The sequence below is a fragment of the Echinicola marina genome, from assembly GCF_020463795.1.
Taxonomy (GTDB): Bacteria; Bacteroidota; Bacteroidia; order Cytophagales; family Cyclobacteriaceae; genus Echinicola; species Echinicola marina.
This window is the reverse complement of sequence record NZ_CP080025.1, coordinates 2983625-2999700: the sequence shown is the minus strand read 5'-3', so window position 1 is coordinate 2999700 and position 16076 is coordinate 2983625. Positions and strand designations below refer to the sequence as shown.

Genomic DNA, 16076 nt, shown 5'->3' with positions numbered 1-16076 from the left:
GGAAATCATATCAAAAACCGCTCACTATTATGCCAAATGGATAAAACAAACGACATGAAAAAGTTATACTTTATCATTGCATTCGTACTATTTCTCCTGACGAACAACATCCGGGCCCAGGAAATAGTACCACAAACTTACTGTAACCCACTGGATATAGATTACACCTATATGGTCTATAATTCTGCCAGAAATATATCTTACCGCTCGGGAGCAGATCCGGCTGTGATTGAGTTTCGCGGTGAATATTACATGTTTGTTACCCGTTCCTTTGGCTATTGGCATTCCACTGATCTGGTCAATTGGAATTTCATCAAACCCCAGCAATGGTTTTTTGAAGGGAGCAATGCCCCTACTGCCTTTAATTATAAAGATTCCTTGGTGTACTTTGCCGGGGATCCTGCAGGTTATGGCAGTATTCTTTATACAGATGATCCCAAAAGCGGTAAATGGACGCCAACAGCTTCAATTTCCAATAATATCCAGGATTCAGAATTATTTATCGATGATGATGGTAAAACTTATTTGTACTGGGGTTCATCCAATGTACATCCCATACGAGTCAAAATGCTGAACAAAGATGACCGGTTCCTAGAAACCGGTATAAAAAAAGATTTGATTAACCTTGTCGAGGAAGAACATGGCTGGGAACGGTTTGGTGAGAACAACTTCCACCCTACTTTAAAAGAAGGTTATATGGAAGGGGCTTCCATGACCAAGCACAATGGCAAATACTATTTGCAATATGCCGCTCCTGGCACCCAATTCAATGTTTACGGAGATGGGGTTTATATGAGTGATTCTCCACTAGGCCCCTTCACTTATATGAAAAACAATCCTATGAGTTTTAAACCAGGAGGCTTCACCAATGGTGCAGGACACGGCATTACCGTAAAACAGACCAACGGGCAATATTGGCATTTTGGCACCATGGCCTTAGCCTCCAATTCCCATTGGGAACGCAGACTATGCATGTTTCCCACCTACTTTGATGATGAAGGCTTGATGCACTCTAACACCCATTATGGTGATTATCCGCGCTATGCTCCCAACCACCCCACAAAAGCCGGCGAGCACTGTGGATGGATGTTGCTTTCCTACAGGGGAAAAACCACTGTTTCCTCTTCAAAACAGCAAATTAGAAAAAGCACTTCTACAGATGATGAAGTGGAAATAACCGAAATGCCTTTGGAAAAAAGTGAAGACGGGAAAATCCTATCAAAAGTACTGACCGATGAAAGTCCAAAATCATTCTGGGTTGCTGAAGCCAATGATGATCAACAATGGGTGGAAATAGAAATGCTAAATCATGGAAAGATATATGCTTTTCAATTGAACTTTCATGACCATGAATCAGGGATCTATACTCGGACAGAGGGCTTGAGACACCGCTTTACAATAGAAGTTTCAACTGATGGGAAAAATTGGGAAACTGTAGTGGACAGAAGCAAAAGTTATCAGGACAGCCCTAATGCTTATATTGTTCTCAACCAACCAATTGAAGGTAAATATATTCGCTATAATAATATCGAAGTACCAGGAAACAATTTTGCCCTGTCAGAAATCAGGGTATTTGGATTAGGTTTTGGAAAAGTTCCCCATTCAGTAAAAGACTTCTCCTTGAAAAGGGAAGAAGACCGCAGAGATGTCTCTTTATCCTGGAAACCTGTAAAAAGTGCTCAAGGTTATAATATCAGATGGGGAATTGCTCCTGATAAACTTTATCAGTCTTGGCTGGTCTATGACACCACTGAGCATTTTATGCGGTGTCTGGATAAAGATACTGTATATTACTTCTCCATCGAATCCTTTAATGAGAACGGGATTTCCGAAAAAACAGCCATTACAAAACTCAATTAAAAATGAGTCCATTTCAGTTTGATAACATGTATAAACAGTTTGAAAAATGGATAAGTCTAGCTTTCACCAAGGAATTTTAATCCCTACTGCCTTAGCCTTATTGCTCATCACTTCCTGTCAGGAAAGGACAATTGAGCAAAAACGTCCCAATATTGTCTTTATCATGAGTGATGATCATGCATACCAAGCGATCAGTGCCTATGATAATACATTGATCAATACCCCCAACATAGACCGCATTGCCAAGGAAGGCATGTTGTTCACCAATGCATCAGTGACCAACTCCATTTGTGCTCCCTCCCGTGCAACGATATTGACAGGAAAACACACGCATATCCATGGAAAAGTCGACAATATTTTTCCGTTTGACACGACCAATGTGACCTTCCCACAGTTACTTCATGATGCTGGCTACCAAACTGCCATGTTCGGTAAACTACATTTTGGGAACAAGCCCAAAGGCTTTGATGAGTTCAAAATCCTTCCTGACCAAGGTGATTATTATAATCCAGAATTTATCACCAATAAAGGAGATACAACCGTCATGGGTTACGTAACGGATATTATTACTGATCTCACGCTTGACTGGTTTGATCATCGTAGAGAAGCGGACAAGCCTTTTATGTTGTTTTATCTTCATAAGGCTCCCCACCGGGAATGGTTGCCTGCCCCGCGTCATTATAAGGAATTTACCAAACGTACTTTCCCTGAACCAGCTACTCTCTTCGATGATTATGAAGGAAGGGGAACGGCTGCTCGTGAAGCAGAAATGAATATCAGAGAACATATGACTGTTTCGGCAGATAATAAAATCTATCCCGAAATTGCCAAGGAACTAGGCATTAAAGAGCCTTCCGAATGGGGGTATAATGTCTTCAAAAGCAAATATGGTAGATTTACCGCAGCACAAAAAGCTGAATGGGATGCGATATATGGACCAATAAACGAGGAGTTTAAAAGGCAATACCCTTCTATGAGTGAAGAAGATTTCATGAGATGGAAATACCAAAGGTACATGCAGGATTATCTAGGCACAATAGCCGCAGTAGATGAAAATGTGGGCCGTCTTATGGATTACCTCGATGAAAATGGGTTAAGCGAAAACACCATTGTGGTATATACTTCAGACCAAGGTTTTTATTTGGGTGAGCATGGCTGGTTTGATAAGCGTTTTATTTATGATGAATCCTTCAAAACACCCTTATTGATAAAGTGGCCAGAAAAAATTGAGGCTGGGAGCAAAAGTAATGTTATGGTACAAAACCTTGACTTTGCGCAAACATTTCTTGAAGCTGCCGATGTGAAAGCACCAGCCGATATGCAAGGAGAAAGCCTGATGCCGCTATTAAAAGGACAGCCCGAAAAATGGACCCGAGAGGGTGTTTATTATCATTATTATGAATATCCAGGTTTCCATATGGTCAAGCGGCACTACGGCATTGTAAATGAAGACTTTAAGTTGGCGCATTTTTACTATGATATTGATGAGTGGGAATTATATGACCGCAAAAAAGACCCCTTGGAAATGAACAATGTTTATGATGATCCTGCTTATGAAAATGTAGTTAAGGAGCTTAAAGAAAAGCTCAAAGAACTAAGAGTCAAGTACAAAGATTCTGAAGCATTGGATCAGCATTTTATCCAAAAATATATAGATAGAGGCATCATCAAAAACGAACGATAAAATGATGTACCACTTAGCTTCCTATTAAAAATCATTGTTTTTAAATACCTATTACACCTTTTAATAGAGGGACTTTTTAATAAGAAAGCCCCTCTATTTCTTTCTAAGCCGATCAAATTGCTCCATTAATTCTGGAACGGGAATTCAATTAATTAGCTGGATTTACTTGAGTACTCACTTCTCCAAAACCAATCCGTATCCCTTTTTTTTCTGCATATCCTCTCATTTTCACCGTATCACCATCCTCAATAAATTTTCGCTCAGTACCGTCCTTCAGCCGGATGGGTTTTGTTCCCTTCCAGGCCAACTCCAGCATGGACCCATAGCTGTTTTCATTAGGCCCTGAAATGGTTCCTGAAGCATATACATCCCCAATATTGATATTACAGCCATTGATTGTTTGGTGGGCCACTTGCTGCACTATATTCCAATAGAGATATTTAAAATTGGACTGACAGACTAGATTTTCGTCACCATTTTCTGGCTGTATATACACTTCCAGATTTAAGTCAAAAGCATGGTCTCCTTTATACTGCAGATAAGGTAATAATTCCTCCTCCGGTGCTGGAGATGCTGTCCTGAATGGTTCCAGTGCTTCTATGACCACCACCCATGGAGAAATACTAGAGGCAAAACTTTTTCCCAAGAACGGCCCTAAAGGCACATATTCCCAAGCTTGAACATCTCTTGCCGACCAGTCATTGAACAACACAAAACCAAAAATATAGTCCTCTGCCTCTTCTGTCGAAACTCTTTCACCCATTTTTGTTGGTTTCCCTGTAATAAAAGCCATTTCCAGTTCAAAATCCAATCGTCTTGTTGGTCCAAAAGCTGGCCGATCCATATCGGGATCTTTGTATTGACCTTTGGGCCGAATAATCGCTGTTCCTGACGGTATAATAGAAGAAGCCCGACCATGGTAGCCCACAGGCAAATGCTTCCAATTTGGTAATAAGGCATTTTCGGGATCTCTAAACATTGCTCCTACATTGCTCGCATGTTCCTTACTGCTATAAAAATCTGTGTAATCACCAACTTTCACTGGTAGTAACATCTGCGCTTCTTTCCTGTTGATCATCACCTTTCCTCTTATCCTATGGTCTTTTAGTTCTGGATTATCTTCTATTAATAATTCCTGCACCCTCTCCCGTACTTTGCGGGTAATCGACTTGCCCAAAGCAATGAAATCATTGAGTTTGTCGTTTAAAAAAATCCCATCAGGTAGATCAAATTCCATAAAAAATCCATTTTCATGTAAAACTGATAGATCAACTATTTTATCCCCTATAGCTATCCCTATCCGAGGAGATAATCGTTTATTTTTAAAAACTCCATAAGGTAAGTTATATATGGTAAAATCGGACTTTTTTGGAACCTGCACCCAACTTGTCAAAACGGTAAAATCCTCTTTTTTCATATTCATAAAAATAGCGCTATTATAAAATTAAAATTCTCGAAGTGGGATAAAATTGATTCCTCTTCTCGGATCTACCAAACTTTATCCCCAATCCAATTCTCCTTAATTTACAAACACTTCGACAAAAACCCTACCTCTTTCCCCCTCCCTACCAAATCAGTAACCATGAACCCAAAAGTCAATGTTATCCATTTTTAAAGAAAAGGGGGTAAAATAAACAAGATAAGTACCTTATTGGGGGATTTTTAATGCCTTCAAAGATATTTATATTATTTTTGCACACTGGGAAATATTTCCATTTCTACAATACAAATCCTAAAAGCAATTATGTCGCTATCTACAAAATATAATCCAGCCGAAGCCGAATCGAAATGGTACGAATTCTGGATGGAAAATAAATTGTTCAGTTCCAAAGTAGATTATAATAAAGAACCTTATTCTATTTCCATGCCCCCTCCTAATGTGACCGGGGTATTGCATATGGGCCATATGCTGAACAACACCATTCAGGATGTGCTGATCAGAAAAGCCAGAATGGAGGGCAAAAATGCTTGTTGGGTTCCTGGAACAGACCATGCTTCCATTGCGACAGAGGCCAAAGTAGTGGCTATGCTTAAGGAAAGAGGAATAGATAAAAAATCCATTGACAGGGAAGAGTTCCTGCAATATGCCTGGGAATGGAAAGAAAAATACGGTGGTATCATCCTGGACCAGCTAAAGAAATTGGGGGCTTCCTGTGACTGGGACAGAACCAAATTCACCATGGATGCGGACCTAAGTGATGCTGTTATCAGCGTGTTCGTTGACTTGCACAATAAGGGAAAAATCTATCGAGGCATCCGAATGGTCAACTGGGATCCACAAGGAAAAACGGCCCTTTCAGATGATGAGGTGATCTTCAAGGAGGTCAATTCCAAACTTTATTATATCAATTATAAAATTGAAGGCAGTGAGAATGAACACCTGACCATTGCCACTACACGGCCAGAAACCATCATGGCCGATGTGGCTATCTGTATCAATCCCAATGATACCCGCTTTGAGCATTTAAAAGGCAAAAAAGCCTTAATTCCTTTGATCAACCGTGCCATCCCTATTGTAGAGGACGACTATGTGGACATGGAATTTGGAACAGGCTGCTTGAAGGTAACCCCTGCCCATGACGTAAATGACTATGAAATCGGTCTAAGACATAAACTTGAGGTGATAGACATCATTAATGATGATGGAACCTTAAATGAAAAGGCACAAATCTTAGTTGGTGAGGATCGTTTTATAGCAAGAAAGAAAATTGCTAAAATGCTGAAAGAGGCTGATCAACTTTCTAAAGAGGAAGACTACACTTCCAATGTAGGCCATTCAGAAAGAACAGATGCTGTCATCGAACCCAAACTATCCCTGCAATGGTTCTTGACCATGGAAGACATCACCAAACCTGCACTAAAAGCAGTAATGGATGACATCATTAAACTTTATCCGCCCAAGTTCAAAAACATGTACCGCAGCTGGATGGAAAATGTCAGGGACTGGTGTATCTCCCGCCAGCTTTGGTGGGGCCATCAGATTCCAGCCTACTATCTTCCTAATGGGGAATATGTAGTCGCCAAAACCGCTGAGGAAGCCCTTAAAATTGCCAATGAAAAATATCAAGAGAATTACAGCCTTGAGGACCTGAAGCAGGATGAAGATGTGTTGGACACTTGGTTCTCTTCTTGGTTATGGCCGATCTCAGTATTCGACACCGATGTCTTCACTACTGGTGAGAAAAACGAAGATTTAAAATACTATTACCCTACTAATGACTTGGTAACTGCTCCGGAGATCCTATTCTTTTGGGTAGCCAGAATGATCATCGCCGGATATGAATATATGGGCGAAAAACCTTTCAAAAATGTTTATCTAACGGGTATAGTAAGAGATAAGCAAGGTAGAAAAATGTCCAAATCCCTGGGCAATTCACCTGATCCATTGCTGCTGATCAAAGATTTCGGTGCGGATGGTGTACGTACTGGAATGCTTTTCAGTTCGCCAGCTGGTAATGACCTTCCTTTTGATGAAAAACTGGTAGAACAAGGCAGAAACTTCTCCAATAAGATCTGGAATGCCTTCCGATTGATCCAAGGATGGGAAGTGGATTCCAATATTTTGGAGCACCAAAACCACACAGCTATCAACTGGTTTGAAAACCGTTTCAACCAGGCCTTGGCTGAAATCGAAGACCACTTCAGTAAGTTCAGGATTTCTGATGCTTTGATGAGTACTTATAAATTGGTTTGGGATGATTTCTGCTCTTGGTACCTTGAAATGATCAAGCCAGAATACCAAAAGCCAATTGACCTAGAAACCTATGAAAAGACCATTGGTTTCTTTGAGTCTATCTTGAAGGTATTACATCCTTTTATGCCTTTTATCACTGAAGAGCTTTGGCATCAGGTAAAAACCAGAGAGGTAAAAGAAGCCTTGATTGTTTCCTCTTGGCCAAAGCTGGGTGAGTACGATGAAAAACTGATCAATGACGCTGCCCAAGTATTCGAGGTGGTTTCACAAATCAGAAATATCAGGGCTTCCAAAGGGATCTCACCAAAAGAAGCTTTTGAGCTTAGTATCAATACACAAAACCAAGAACTTTACCTGTCTTTTGAGGCTATCTTGAAAAAATTGGCTAACCTAAGCCAACTTGGATTTGCTGAAAAAGTGGATGGAGCCTTGAGCTTTGTGGTGAAGTCTGATGAACTGTTTATTCCACTCAACGAGCAAATCGATGTGGAAGCAGAAAAAGAAAACCTGACCAAAGAATTGGAATACACCAAAGGCTTCTTGAATTCGGTAATGAAAAAGCTTAGCAATGAACGATTTGTCAGCGGTGCCCCTGCTCAGGTCGTGGAAAATGAAAAGAAAAAGCAGGCAGATGCAGAAGCAAAAATCAAAGCCTTGGAGGAAAGCTTAGCCAAATTGACTTAAACTCCCATTCACTTCAAAGCTATATAAAAGCCAGTCTCTTTAAAATAGACTGGCTTTTTTGTGATTTTCAAAAGCTATAGGTAAGTGGAACTGCTAAACCATAAAAGGTAAAACTCGCATTATCCCCACCCGAAAAAACAGCATTTAAATTCGGGTTAATCCCCAATCTCCCGAATTTGACATAAAACCCAATGGAGCTCAATCCCCCCAATCCAAAAGAAGTCCTCCTATCATTAACATCCATATAGGGTTCTTCTATACTATTAAAAATCGCAAAAACCTCTTTATAACTGAACACCCCTATCGCAAACTCAGATGTTAGACCAAAATGCTTCCCTTTTAACTTTGGACTAACACCTGCATACACGCCTCCACCATTTAGCTTATAATCGTAAGAATTAGTCCTCTGAGGACTCCAATTTGTACTTCCGTAACTTGATGAAGCTCCCTCTATTAATGAGCCAAAAATAATATCCAAATACGGCAACCTAGTTGGAAGTGTAAATTTTAAATTCACCCCTTGGAGAATTTCATTATCTGGACCTGTTGAGCTTCTTTTGAAATTATAATAGTTATCCTCATTCATACTGTTGGAATGCAGAAAGGGGCCAAATGAAACTTCTATTCCATCCTTGGATGCTTGGGCATATGCATTGTTATAGGATATCAAAGTGCCCACAGCCAATAAGACGAATAAATAAAATGAGGAATTCTTTATTGGATTAACCATAATAAACATTTAATATATCAAACAATCAGACCATAAGAGTAAAGCAGGTCTGTTTTCCTAGAAAGGCCAAAGCTAAAACAAATTCGCCAAAAAAAACCAAAATCAGCCATTCAAGTTTTCCTCCATAATCCTGAAATCTTCATTCTCCAATTGGTTTCTTTATTCTATAAATACTGGGAAAAACACATCATGGATAATTCTTTTTCCTAACAGGTTAATTAACATTCAAAGTATTGGATTATTTTTACAGCCACAAAAGCATCATTTACTATTCCAGCTTTAGCCAGATGAAAAATTTAAAAATAGCCATTATTGGATGTGGAAACCTAGGCCTTTCCATTGTGAATGGTTTATTAGAAACTGAAGGCTTCAATGCCAACAACCTGTATGTCACCAAACGGCATCCAGAAAGTCTCTTTTATTTAAAACCACAAGGCATTGAAGTTACTTCAGACAACAAATATGCAGCACAGGAGGCTGACATGGTGATATTAGGAGTCAAACCATATAATATCCCCCATATTCTCAAGGAGATCGCCCCTGTATTAAGCCCTGAAAAACAAACCATCATTTCTTTGGCTACCGGAGTTACCCTTGAAGACATGTACCAACATCTTCCTAATGAAATAGGTGTCTTTAGGGCCATGCCAAACATTGCTGCCGATATCAAAGAGTCCATTACCTGTATTTGTGGTAAAAACGGCTCGACTGAAACAGAAAACCACATTAAAGCACTCTTTAATAGTATCGGTATATCCATTGTAATCGAAGAACATTTGATGGAAGCAGCAACCGTTTTGGGCGCATGTGGTATAGCTTATGTACTCAGATTTATGCGGGCCATGACCCAAGGAGGCATACAGATTGGTTTTGATGCTCAAACGGCCAATGCCATCGTGAACCAAACGGTCAAAGGCGCTGCAGAGTTGATCATCAAAAAAGGCATCCATCCTGAAGCTGCGATTGATAAGGTTACTACTCCAAAAGGCTGCACCATAGTGGGACTAAATGAAATGGAACACCATGGTTTTAGTGCTGCAATGGTCAAAGGGGTTTTGGCCTCCTATGAAAAAATCGAAAAATAATCAGGTTCTCTACAAGTCTTGGCGAACTAATACCTAAAAAAGAGCCCATTCCTTTTATGAGGAATGGGCTCTTTCTATTGCTAATACAAAAGCTTATTTAACTTAAAACAAGTCAGTTTTTAGGATGGCACCATTGCTTGCATTAGTTACCAAAGCACGGTACTGACCCAACCATCTTGAAGTCAAAGGCTTTTTGACTGGCACAAATTCCGCTCTTCTTTTGGCAATTTCCTCATCGCTCAAATTCACCGATAAGATATAATTATCCACGTCGATATGAATTTCGTCTCCATCCTTGAGCAGTCCAATCATCCCACCTTCAGCAGCCTCTGGAGAAACGTGTCCAATAGAAGCTCCCCTGGTAGCCCCACTGAATCTCCCATCAGTGATCAAGGCTACCGAACTGCCAAGGCCCATCCCCATGATCAAACTGGTAGGACTTAACATTTCCTGCATACCTGGACCGCCTTTTGGCCCCTCATAACGGATCACCACTACATCGCCCGCCTTCACTTTTCCTCCTCTGATACCTTCGATGGCTTCTGGCTGTCCATTAAAGCAAACTGCTTTTCCTGTAAAGACCCTTTCTCCTGTAATTCCAGCCGTTTTGATTACAGCACCTTCTTCAGCTAAGTTACCGTAAAGAATGGCCAAGCCACCTACTTTACTGTAAGGATTGTCGATGGTATGGATAATTTTGGTATCCTTGATATAGGCATCTGCTATTTTTTCCAAGAGCATTTCACCACCGATGGTCAAATTATCAATAAGTACATCGTCGCCTCGCTTGGTCATCTCCTTCATCACAGCATTTACACCACCTGCCCTGTTGATGTCCTCCATATGGACTGTACCAAGGCTAGGAGATATTTTGGCGATATGGGAAACCCTTTGGGAGATCTTATTGATATCTTTCAACTGAAAATCCACACCGGCTTCTTGGGCAATCGCCAACATGTGCAAGACGGTATTGGTACTTCCACCCATGGCCATATCCACTGCAAAGGCATTCTTCACGGCATTTTCATTCAAGATATTTTTCAGCTTGAACTTCTCCCTTGCCGCTTCGTCTTTTGCAATTTCACAAATTCTTCTGGCCGCCTTTCTGTAAAGTTCTTCACGCTCTTTAGTCAATGCCAAAATGGTTCCATTTCCAGGCAATGCTATTCCCATAGCCTCCATCAAAGTATTCATGGAATTAGCTGTAAACATGCCCGAACAACTTCCCCCACTTGGGCAAGCATTACATTCAATATCCTTCAGTTCTTCATCACTCATCTTGCCTGCCTCATGCTTTCCTACAGCTTCAAAAGCAGTGGCCAAGTCAATAGGTGTTCCATCTTTGGTATGTCCTTTGGTCATAGGGCCTCCACTGACGAATATAGTTGGTACGTCTACCCTAAGTGCTCCCATGATCATTCCAGGAACGATCTTATCACAGTTAGGAATGGCTATCATGGCATCCAGCTTATGTGCATTCATCACCGTCTCCACTGAACTGGCAATAAGCTCCCTGCTTGGCAAAGAAAATAACATCCCGTCATGTCCCATTGCAATACCATCATCGACCCCTATGGTGTTGAATTCAAAAGGAACACAGCCATTGGCCTTAATTTCTTCTTTTATAATTTGACCAACCTTATTTAGGAAAAAGTGGCCGGGAATAATCTCTACAAATGAATTGGCCACCCCAATGAATGGCTTATCAAAATCATCATCTTTCAATCCCGTTGCTCTGAACAGGGATCTATGAGGCGTTCTTGAATGCCCTTTTTTTACTTCATCACTTCTCATGAAAAACTTTATTTCTAATTTGTGTGATACTACTTTTGCGGCCCAAAGATAGTTAATCTTCTGCTTCTAAACTGCTTTGCTCCCTGCTAGTTTTCTGTTTGACCCCAGCTCCCAAAATAAATATCCTCAAGTAATATCCCTGCAAAACGCATCCACAATCATTTTTAGGTCTTTATCCAAATTTTCGCAGGTATAAAAAGTAATTTTATGCAAAAAATTCTACTCCCCTGACTACGGGCTTTTTCTTAACACATGTCGTTTTTTTCCAAAGTTTACTCAACCATATCATTTTAAGATCACAAAAGACAAACGATCCATTATACTTCTGCGGTCCTGGCCAACATTTTCCAAACCGCCGTCCATCTCAGTAGCCTATTATCCACAAAGCGCTGAAGGCTAATATATAGATCACTGCATATTTTCATAATGGACAATCTCCCCATAAATTCATCTGAAGACAATGTCACAATATGTTCTTCAAATATACTGGCGCTAATAGCAGCCTTTGTACTATTGTTTTTAGAGTTCGGCCCGCAAGCCACCAAAACTACAAAGACCATCAAAGCACACAGGAGACTTAAGTTTTTCATATCCATGTATTTGGTAGATTTGTTTCAATCACAAAACAGTAAATAAAATGCAATTAATTTCCTTTCCAAAATTCAGGACCACCATTTGATTTTATAGGATAATCTTAAAAAACAGTTTAGTTTTAACTTTTAATTTTAGACTGACCAGTAATGATGAAAAAACTACTTCCCATATTATTATCCACCTGTGTTATCCTTGTGATTGTCTATATGTTGGGACCAAAGGAATCATACTCAAAACTAGAAGGTGAATACCCTACTGTGCCCAAGGACCTTCAGGAGCTGGAAGCATTTATCAGCAAAAAGGAAGATACGGTCAAGGGACTTAAAGCGAATAATCAGGCAAGGATAGTTTGGGCAGACAGCTTGAAGCATCAAAAGACTCCTTATTCCATTGTGTACATACACGGATTTGGTGCCAGTCAGATGGAAGGGGCTCCAGTGCACCTAAAAATCGCGGAGCATTTTGGGGCAAACCTCTATTTGGCCAGGCTGCCAGAGCATGGCATCAAAAGAGACAATGCCTTTGAATATTTAACTGCTGAAAAGCTTGCTGATGGTGCCCGAGAAGCCTTTATGATAGGCAAAAGCCTTGGAAACAAGGTGATTATTATTGGCACCTCCATGGGAGGAGCGCTGACTAGTCTTCTGGCTTCCGAAAGAGATGACATTCATTCCATTTTACTTTATTCTCCTTGTTTCCGGGATTACGGCAATCAATTGGAAGCCTTTTTCAGTCCCTGGCAGGGCTGGTTGTTCGAGCAATTCGGCACCAATGAAAACAAAGTAGTCTTGAACCCAAGAGAAGGTGAAAAGGCCAAATATTGGGCAGAGGAATATCATATCAATGCTTATAAAAGTTTGGCAAAGCTGATTTATAGTAAAATGGATTCCAAAACCTTTGATAAAATCGAAGAACCGTTATTTCTAGGTTATTACTATAAAGATGAAGAAAATCAGGACAGAGTAGTGTCGGTACCTGCGATGTTGGAGATGTTTAAGGAAGTAAAAACTACAGAAGACTTAAAAGTTAAACAGGCCTTTCCTGAAGCAGGAGATCACGTGATTGCTTCTTCTATCACCTCTAAACAGTGGGAAGATGTACTTAAATCAAGCATTGATTTTCTTGAAAACATCCTAGAAGTCCCTGTGTCCAAAACCAATGAAATGGAGGTTCAGCCCTAATCCAAATCCAAGCCATGACTTTTCTATCCATCAAACAGCCTATTCTTGTACTAAACGAAACCATCTGTAGGAAAAACCTTTCCAAAATGGCAGAAAAGGCCAAGAAACACCAGTTAAATCTCGTCCCTCATTTTAAAACCCACCAATCACTAAAAGTCGGGGAATGGTGCCGTGATTTTGGAGTAAAGGAGATCACTGTTTCTTCACTTAAAATGGCGCAGTATTTTTCGCAACAAGCTTGGGACAATATCCATATAGCTTTTCCCTTTAACCCTCTCCTGACTGCTGAGCTTAATCAATTGGCCCAATCTCAGTCAATTTCCATTCAGCTCGTCAATGAAGAAGTTTGCCTGATTTTAGCTGCGGCTATTGATCATCCAATAGGCTACTTTATAGAAATTGATGCTGGATATGGCCGTACAGGAGTAGAAGTAAGTGATTTTGGCTTAATAGAAAAAATCATGCGTGTAGCCAGTAAAAATAAGAATATGTTTTTTAAGGGCTTTTATATTCACGCAGGACATAGTTATCATGCTGATTTGGATGGTATAAAACATATCCACGAGCAAACTAGGGCTGCACTAAAAATGCTGAAGGACAAATATCATAGTGAATTCCCCCATCTGCTTACTCGATCCGGGGATACTCCCTGCTGTTCCATCATGGATAATTTTGAAGGAATAGACGAAATAGGACCGGGGAACTTTGTTTTTTACGATCTCACCCAAGCCAAAATAGGAAGTTGTTTGAAAGAGGATATTGCAGTGGCCCTAGCTGTCCCAGTGGTAGATATTCATTGGGACAAAAAAGAGGTTTTGGTGCATGGAGGAGGGGTACATTTGGCCAAAGATGAGCTTATAAATGCTGATGGATCAAAAAACTACGGAGAAGTTGTCCTTTTCAAGGACCGACACTGGCAGCTTCAGGGCCATCCTTCCTATATTAAGAGTATTTCCCAGGAACATGGGATTATCAAAGCTTCAGATCAACTGATCAGGAACATAAAAATCGGTGATGTCATCGGCATTTTACCTGTTCATAGTTGTATGACCGCAGATTGTATGGGCTCATATATAAGTACTGAAGGGGAAATCATCGATCACTTAGAAGGACATTCAAAAAAATAAGCCTCTCAAAAAGTCAAGAAAACTTTATAGAGAGGCCTAAAATCAACATTCAATCCAACTATTTTTTCTTAATTGCTTCCTGCAGGACCAGGATACCCTGGGTTTTGGGGTGTTAGATTGGGATTGTTTTGCATTTCAGGAATTGGAAGTGGAAACAAATAATGTTTTTCCTGTAGTGGCTGATCCGAACTCAGGTTAACATGCCCTACAAAATTATCAAAACCTTTGGTCGTTTCATTAAAGACTTTCCGTAGACGTACCATGTCAAACCAAGTGATTCCCTCATAACAGAACTCATACCAACGCTCTCTCCAAACAGCTTCCCGGAAGCTTGCTTGGTCAAATGTACCCATTGCCGGAGTGATCAGTTCTGCCCTATCCCTAATGCCTTTTAGAGCATTATAAGCATCCATATTAGGACCACTTCCCACTTCATTTTGGGCTTCTGCATAAATTAACAATACTTCTGCATAACGTAGCATAGGAACATTAAGATTATCCTTGGCAGTTCCAGCTACACCAGGACTACCATTCGCGGTGATATTGAAGTGCTTGAAGATATAAGGTGCCCCCAGATCAAAGGGCTCTCCATTGCCATTGGTATAGTAACTTGTGTAGAAATAGCCTTCCTGATCCACCGTTCTCTTGTCGCCATCTTCATAGGAATTATAGAATGAAAGTGTTGGTACGGTGGAACCTGTACCTGATGGTCCACGATATGAAACTGGCTTAAAGTTGGGAAACATATTTCCCATGGGATTTCCAGCAACTAGGTCATTGTACTGAATACTGAATAGATGTTCTTTCATATTCCCCAAGCTCTCATCATGTACCTCATAGTAAGTATCAAATAGCCCAATTTCCCCTGGATTATCGATAATTTCCTTTGCTTTACTGGCGGCCATTTGATAATATTCACTTCCTTTGTTTAGTGGATAACCTGCCATGGTAAGGTAAACTTTTGCCAATAAGCCTTTGGCAGCTGAAGTGGAAATTCGACCGCTCGTATTCAACCAACCCAAATCGGCGCTTTCCGCAAATTTCAAATCCTCAATAATTTGGGCATAAACATTCTCCTGAGTTTCTCTAATGGGAAAGAAGTTTTCTGAATTAGCTGTTTGTGGATTAAGCACTAAAGGCACATCCCCCCAAAGTCTTACTGCATAGAAATATGCCCAAGCCCTAAAAAACCTAGCTTCCCCCAAAATTTTGTTTTTTTGTGCTTCATCCATTGGAGAAATCCCTGGGACTTTATCCAATACTAAATTTGTCTGAGCGATCAACCTATAAATCCCTCTCCACCAGTTTTTGATATGCCCTGTATTACCATCCCAAGTCAGGGAGTACAGGTTATTCAAATCAGAATTTTGAGCAGTTTCTGTGGTAGAAGTTCCGGTGGGGGCTTCCAATAACTGCCAGTTGGAGGAGAAGATGCCTGCTCCATCTCCATAAAACCTGGAATTATCGTAAACAGCAGCTATAGCTGCTTCTGCATGATCAGGTATTGTATAGAAACTCTCAGGAGTCAAATTGGAAGGATCTTCTTCATCCAAAAAGCCCGAACAGCCACTCCCCATTACAAACAAACTGCCTAGAAGAACTGTATTTATATATTTTTTCATGGAAATTTTCATGGTGATTAT

At 40.4% G+C, this 16076-nt stretch carries 11 protein-coding genes; 6 read left to right on the top strand and 5 right to left on the bottom strand.

The features are described 5' to 3' along the window. Window positions 1-54: 54 nt before the first annotated feature. Both KZP23_RS12510 and KZP23_RS12505 read left to right on the top strand, forming a co-directional pair. Window positions 55-1860 (top strand): family 43 glycosylhydrolase, encoded by a 1806-nt coding sequence (locus tag KZP23_RS12510; RefSeq protein ID WP_226332059.1) that lies wholly within the window; start codon window positions 55-57, stop codon window positions 1858-1860. A 46-nt stretch (window positions 1861-1906) separates the two neighbouring features. Further along, window positions 1907-3544: a sulfatase family protein gene (locus KZP23_RS12505; protein ID WP_226332058.1), complete on the top strand. Its 1638-nt coding sequence runs from the start codon at window positions 1907-1909 to the stop codon at window positions 3542-3544. Window positions 3545-3692: 148 nt separating this feature from the next. On the opposite strand, the gene fahA is transcribed toward KZP23_RS12505, so the two are convergent. After that, entirely contained in the window at window positions 3693-4961 is a 1269-nt protein-coding gene (gene fahA / locus KZP23_RS12500; RefSeq protein WP_226336524.1) for a fumarylacetoacetase, read from the bottom strand. A 327-nt stretch (window positions 4962-5288) separates the two neighbouring features. Here fahA and KZP23_RS12495 point away from each other — a divergent pair, with 327 nt between their 5' ends. Continuing rightward, window positions 5289-7922 (top strand): valine--tRNA ligase, encoded by a 2634-nt coding sequence (locus KZP23_RS12495; RefSeq protein WP_226332057.1) that lies wholly within the window; start codon window positions 5289-5291, stop codon window positions 7920-7922. A gap of 67 nt (window positions 7923-7989) precedes the next feature. On the opposite strand, the gene KZP23_RS12490 is transcribed toward KZP23_RS12495, so the two are convergent. Beyond that, window positions 7990-8652, bottom strand: a complete 663-nt coding sequence (locus KZP23_RS12490; protein WP_226332056.1) for a hypothetical protein — start codon at window positions 8650-8652, stop codon at window positions 7990-7992. A gap of 287 nt (window positions 8653-8939) precedes the next feature. Between KZP23_RS12490 and proC the strand changes: the two genes are divergently transcribed. Further along, window positions 8940-9737 carry a pyrroline-5-carboxylate reductase gene (gene proC / locus KZP23_RS12485; RefSeq protein WP_226332055.1) on the top strand — a complete coding sequence of 266 codons (798 nt, stop codon included), beginning with the start codon at window positions 8940-8942 and terminating at the stop codon, window positions 9735-9737. A gap of 102 nt (window positions 9738-9839) precedes the next feature. Here the strand turns inward: proC and ilvD are convergent, their stop codons facing one another. Then, on the bottom strand, window positions 9840-11531 hold the full coding sequence (gene ilvD, locus KZP23_RS12480) for a dihydroxy-acid dehydratase (protein WP_226332054.1): 1692 nt from the start codon (window positions 11529-11531) through the stop codon (window positions 9840-9842). A 317-nt stretch (window positions 11532-11848) separates the two neighbouring features. Continuing rightward, window positions 11849-12121 carry a hypothetical protein gene (locus tag KZP23_RS12475; protein WP_226332053.1) on the bottom strand — a complete coding sequence of 91 codons (273 nt, stop codon included), beginning with the start codon at window positions 12119-12121 and terminating at the stop codon, window positions 11849-11851. A gap of 150 nt (window positions 12122-12271) precedes the next feature. On the opposite strand from KZP23_RS12475, the gene KZP23_RS12470 reads away from it, so the two are divergent. Both KZP23_RS12470 and KZP23_RS12465 read left to right on the top strand, forming a co-directional pair. Continuing rightward, window positions 12272-13306, top strand: coding sequence for an alpha/beta hydrolase (locus tag KZP23_RS12470; RefSeq protein WP_226332052.1), 1035 nt, complete (start codon window positions 12272-12274; stop codon window positions 13304-13306). A 14-nt stretch (window positions 13307-13320) separates the two neighbouring features. Further along, a complete protein-coding gene (locus KZP23_RS12465; protein ID WP_226332051.1) occupies window positions 13321-14433 on the top strand; it encodes an alanine racemase in 1113 nt (370 codons plus the stop codon). Between the two features lie 68 nt (window positions 14434-14501). On the opposite strand, the gene KZP23_RS12460 is transcribed toward KZP23_RS12465, so the two are convergent. Continuing rightward, window positions 14502-16055 (bottom strand): RagB/SusD family nutrient uptake outer membrane protein, encoded by a 1554-nt coding sequence (locus KZP23_RS12460; protein WP_394370928.1) that lies wholly within the window; start codon window positions 16053-16055, stop codon window positions 14502-14504. Between the last annotated feature and the right edge of the window lie 21 nt (window positions 16056-16076).